Annotated in this window: 7 protein-coding genes; all 7 read left to right on the top strand. The window is 68.7% G+C overall.

Features of this window, described 5'->3' with window-relative positions; genetic code table 11:
- Positions 1–181: HK97-gp10 family putative phage morphogenesis protein (locus VIG90_RS16585; RefSeq protein ID WP_331594634.1), on the top strand; the 181-nt coding region annotated here is incomplete at its 5' end.
- Complete coding sequence (locus VIG90_RS16590; protein ID WP_331594635.1) at positions 178–579, top strand: DUF3168 domain-containing protein; 402 nt, start codon at positions 178–180, stop codon at positions 577–579. The genes VIG90_RS16585 and VIG90_RS16590, both read left to right, overlap by 4 nt.
- A gap of 112 nt (positions 580–691) precedes the next feature.
- Positions 692–1,099 (top strand): phage major tail protein, TP901-1 family, encoded by a 408-nt coding sequence (locus VIG90_RS16595; RefSeq protein ID WP_331594636.1) that lies wholly within the window; start codon positions 692–694, stop codon positions 1,097–1,099.
- A gap of 14 nt (positions 1,100–1,113) precedes the next feature.
- The gene (locus tag VIG90_RS16600; protein ID WP_331594637.1) at positions 1,114–1,461 is read left to right on the top strand and encodes a GTA-gp10 family protein; all 348 of its coding nucleotides are present in this window, start codon (positions 1,114–1,116) and stop codon (positions 1,459–1,461) included.
- Positions 1,458–1,658 (top strand): phage tail assembly chaperone, encoded by a 201-nt coding sequence (locus tag VIG90_RS16605; RefSeq protein WP_331594638.1) that lies wholly within the window; start codon positions 1,458–1,460, stop codon positions 1,656–1,658. Before VIG90_RS16600 ends, VIG90_RS16605 begins: the two co-directional genes overlap by 4 nt.
- 15 nt (positions 1,659–1,673) lie before the next feature.
- Complete coding sequence (locus VIG90_RS16610; RefSeq protein ID WP_331594639.1) at positions 1,674–2,171, top strand: hypothetical protein; 498 nt, start codon at positions 1,674–1,676, stop codon at positions 2,169–2,171.
- Between the two features lie 139 nt (positions 2,172–2,310).
- Positions 2,311–3,369, top strand: a 1,059-nt coding sequence (locus VIG90_RS16615) for a non-contractile tail sheath protein (RefSeq protein ID WP_422662185.1), incomplete at its 3' end; no start/stop codon positions are given.

The raw sequence follows: 3,369 nt of genomic DNA on the forward strand, positions 1-3,369 counted from the left end.
GCCGGGGCGGCTGGGCGCGGCGCTGCGGGTGGAGGAGACTCCGGACGGCGCGCAGGTGGCGGCCCCGGGCTATGCGAAATTCCTGGAGTTCGGCACGCGGCGCATGGCGGCGCGGCCGTTCCTGCGCCCCGCCATCGAGCGGGTGCGCGCCCTGCTGCGCTTCGGCAGGAGGGGGCTGTGATCGGCGCGGGACGGGCGGTGCAGCGCGCCCTTTATGAAACGCTGACCGCGCACGCGCCGCTGATGGCGCGGGTGACGGGCATTTTCGACCACGTGCCGGCCGGCCAGTCTCTCCCCTACGTGACGGTGGGCGAGGCGGTGGAGACGGACTGGTCAGCCGTCGCGTTCGCGGGCCGGGACCACCGCCTCAGCATGCACGTGTGGTCCGCTCACGCGGGGATGGCGGAGGCCAAGGACCTCCTTTCGCTGGTGGACGACGCGCTGGAGCACATGCCGGCAGAATTGGATGACCACCGGCTGGTGAGCCTGCGGTTCCTGTCCTCAAGGGTTTTTGCGGACGTGGAAGACGGCGTGCGCCACGGCGTGGCGGAGTATCGGGCGCGTACGGAGCGGGTTTGAGGGGCGCGCGGTTCTGACCGGGTGCGTCCCGATCGCGAAGGGGAGGTGCAGGAGGGACAAGTCCCTCCTGCAAAAAATCGAAACCAGACAGCACACAACAAAGGAGGCGGCGATGGCGGCCGAGAAGGGGAGCGCTTTTCTGCTGAAGATCGGCGATGGCGGGATGCCGGTTGCGTACACGACGGTGGCGGGGATGCGCACGACACAGCTGGCGATCAACGCCGAACCGGTGGTGGTGACACACAAGGGCTCAGGGGGCTGGCGGGAATTGCTGCCGAGCGCGGGGGTGCGGTCTGTGTCCATTGCGGGATCGGGCGTGTTCACGGGCTCGGGCGCGGAGGCGCGGCTGAAGCAGCAGGCGCTGGCGGGCAACGCGGAGAGTTTCGAGGTGGTGTTCGAGAGCGGGGAGACGGTGCGGGGCACGTTTCTCATCACGCGGCTGGACTACGGCGGGGATTTCAATGGCGAGCGCACCTACACGCTGGCGCTGGAATCAACCGGCGCGGTGACGGTGCTGTGAGCGGAGGACGGATGATGGACACGGGACGTGCGCGGGCGGCCAACCCGCTGCGGGGCGAGGTGGCGCTGCAGCTGGCGGGGCGGGAGTTGGTGCTGCGGCCGAGCTTTGCGGCGCTGGTGGCGGCAGAGGCGGAGGTGGGGCCGCTGTTCGGGCTGATCGAGCGGGCGGGCGAGGGACGGCTGACGCTGCACGAGCTGGCGGCGGTGCTATGGCATTGCCTTGATGAGGTGCCGGGGAGTTCCGACCGGGAAGCGTTCGGCGAGGCGCTGCTGGCGGAGGGACTTGCGGCGGTGATGCCCGCGTTCCGGCAGCTGGCGGTGGCAATTCTGGGCGGGCATCTAAAGGGCGGGCCGGGTGCATGAGCGACCTGGCGGCGATGTGCGAGGACGCGGCGCGGATTGCAACCGGCGTGCTCGGGTGGTCGCCGGAGCAGTTCTGGCGATCAACGCCGCAGGATTTGCGGTTGGCGGTTGAGGGGCGGCTGGGGCGCAGCGCGGCGTCTGATTTCGGGCGAGAGGATCTTGCCGCGCTGATGGCGCGGTTTCCGGATGGGGCATGATGGGGAGAGACGGAGATGGCGGAAGAACTGGACACGCTGGTGTTGAAAATCCGTACGGACACGGCGGCGCTGGCAAGCGATGCGGCGGACATGAAGGCCATGTTCATTGAAAGCGCGGAGGCAATTGCAGGCTCGCTCAGCGATACGCTGGCCAAGCTGATCACGCAGGGCAAGCTGGGGCTTGAGGACTGGAAAAGGCTGCTGCGGGACGTGCTGACCGAAATTGCAAAAATCGGCACCAGCATGGTGTTCGGCACACCGGCGGGCGGGAGCGGCGGCAATGGGCTGGCGGGGCTGCTGGTGCAGGCGGCCACCGCCTTCAGCACCGGCGGGCACACCATGGGCGCGCCGGTGGCACCGGGCCGGGCCTTCATGTCGGGCGCAGGCGGGACAAGCCGCCCGGTCAACATCTCCATCAACGTGGCCGCGCCGGAGAGCGCCAGCCCGCAGCTGATGCAGCGCAGCGCCCAGCAGGTGGCCCGCGCGGTGCGACGGGCGGTGGCGGAGGCGTGATTTTTTCATTCGCAGGGGACCTGGTCTCCTGCGCCCCATTCATTTTTTGGGCCGTGTTTCCGGTGGGTGCTGGAGACACGGCCCTTTTTACGAACAGGGGGACCTGATCCCCTGCAATAAAAACAAGGGGAGGCGCACCATGGGGTACTGGCTGGCGCAGGCGGAGGATCGGCTGGCGGAGGACTGGCTCAAGCGGTTCGACCCAAGATTCTGGACGGTGAATTTCCCCCGGCCTGCCATGGGCAGCGTGGTGACGGCGGGGGCGGATGGGCTGCGGGTGGCCTGCGTGTTCTACCGCAGGCAGGACAGGGTGGAGCTGACATGGGAGAGCGCGGACGGGTGGGACCATCCGCTGCTGGCCTATGAGACGGTGCGGGATTACCGGGGGCTGACGCTCTCGCTCCGGTGGCGGGCGAGCGGGGACATTGCCTCGCTGAACGCGGCGCAGGGGCCGACGCTAAGTATCGTGGGGCGGGATGCCGCGGGCTTCCCGTTCACATGGTCTGCGCGGCTGTGGAATTACGCGAGCGGCAGCGGGAGTGATGCGCGCATCAGGCTGGATTTCGATGCGCTTCCGGTGTGGGCGGGCGATGTCGACCGCGTCTCCATTTCCATTGTGCCGGACGGATATGCGGCTGGCGGCGGGGTGCTGCCTGCGCCCGCCGAGGGACAGGTGACGCTGAGCGAAATCTGGTGCGAAGGCGGCGGGGCGACGATCGGGCTGGGGGATGCGTTCGTGCCGCCCCATGGCCTGCGCATGGCGACGGATTATGACGGCCTGTGTCACCTGACGCCCGCGCGGGTGCTGCAGACTATTCTGCACCTCGGCTATCGGGACTGGATCAGCCACTCCGTCGGCGCGAGCCATTATTTCCAGCTTGTGCATGACGCAGGACTGCAGCGGTTCCTTGTGGCGGACACAGGAACGCAGAGGCTGAACGGTCCGGCGCGGGCGTGGCACGCGGATTTCTATGCCCGCGCGCAGGCGCTGGGGTTTCGGGTGATCAGCGGGCTGTCGTTCGCGCTGGCAGACGCTCATGCGCCGGAGGGATGGAAGCAGCGGGATCATGCAGGGGCTCCCGCGCTCAGTGGTCAGGCGCTGGCGCCGGCGCTGATCTCGCCGTGCAGTGGTGCGGGCATGGCGTATTTACAGGCGGTGGCGCTGGAGTTTTGCGCGCTGGCGGCGGGCGCGGGGGTG

Origin of the sequence: Pedomonas sp., assembly GCF_036515995.1 — a bacterium.
Classification (GTDB): domain Bacteria; phylum Pseudomonadota; class Alphaproteobacteria; order Sphingomonadales; family Sphingomonadaceae; genus Pedomonas.

Coding starts and splice junctions, on each gene's coding strand:
- VIG90_RS16595 (WP_331594636.1), top strand. CDS start 692: ATGGCGGCCGAGAAGGGGAGCGCTTTTCTGCTGAAGATCGGCGATGGC.
- VIG90_RS16600 (WP_331594637.1), top strand. CDS start 1,114: ATGGACACGGGACGTGCGCGGGCGGCCAACCCGCTGCGGGGCGAGGTG.
- VIG90_RS16605 (WP_331594638.1), top strand. CDS start 1,458: ATGAGCGACCTGGCGGCGATGTGCGAGGACGCGGCGCGGATTGCAACC.
- VIG90_RS16610 (WP_331594639.1), top strand. CDS start 1,674: ATGGCGGAAGAACTGGACACGCTGGTGTTGAAAATCCGTACGGACACG.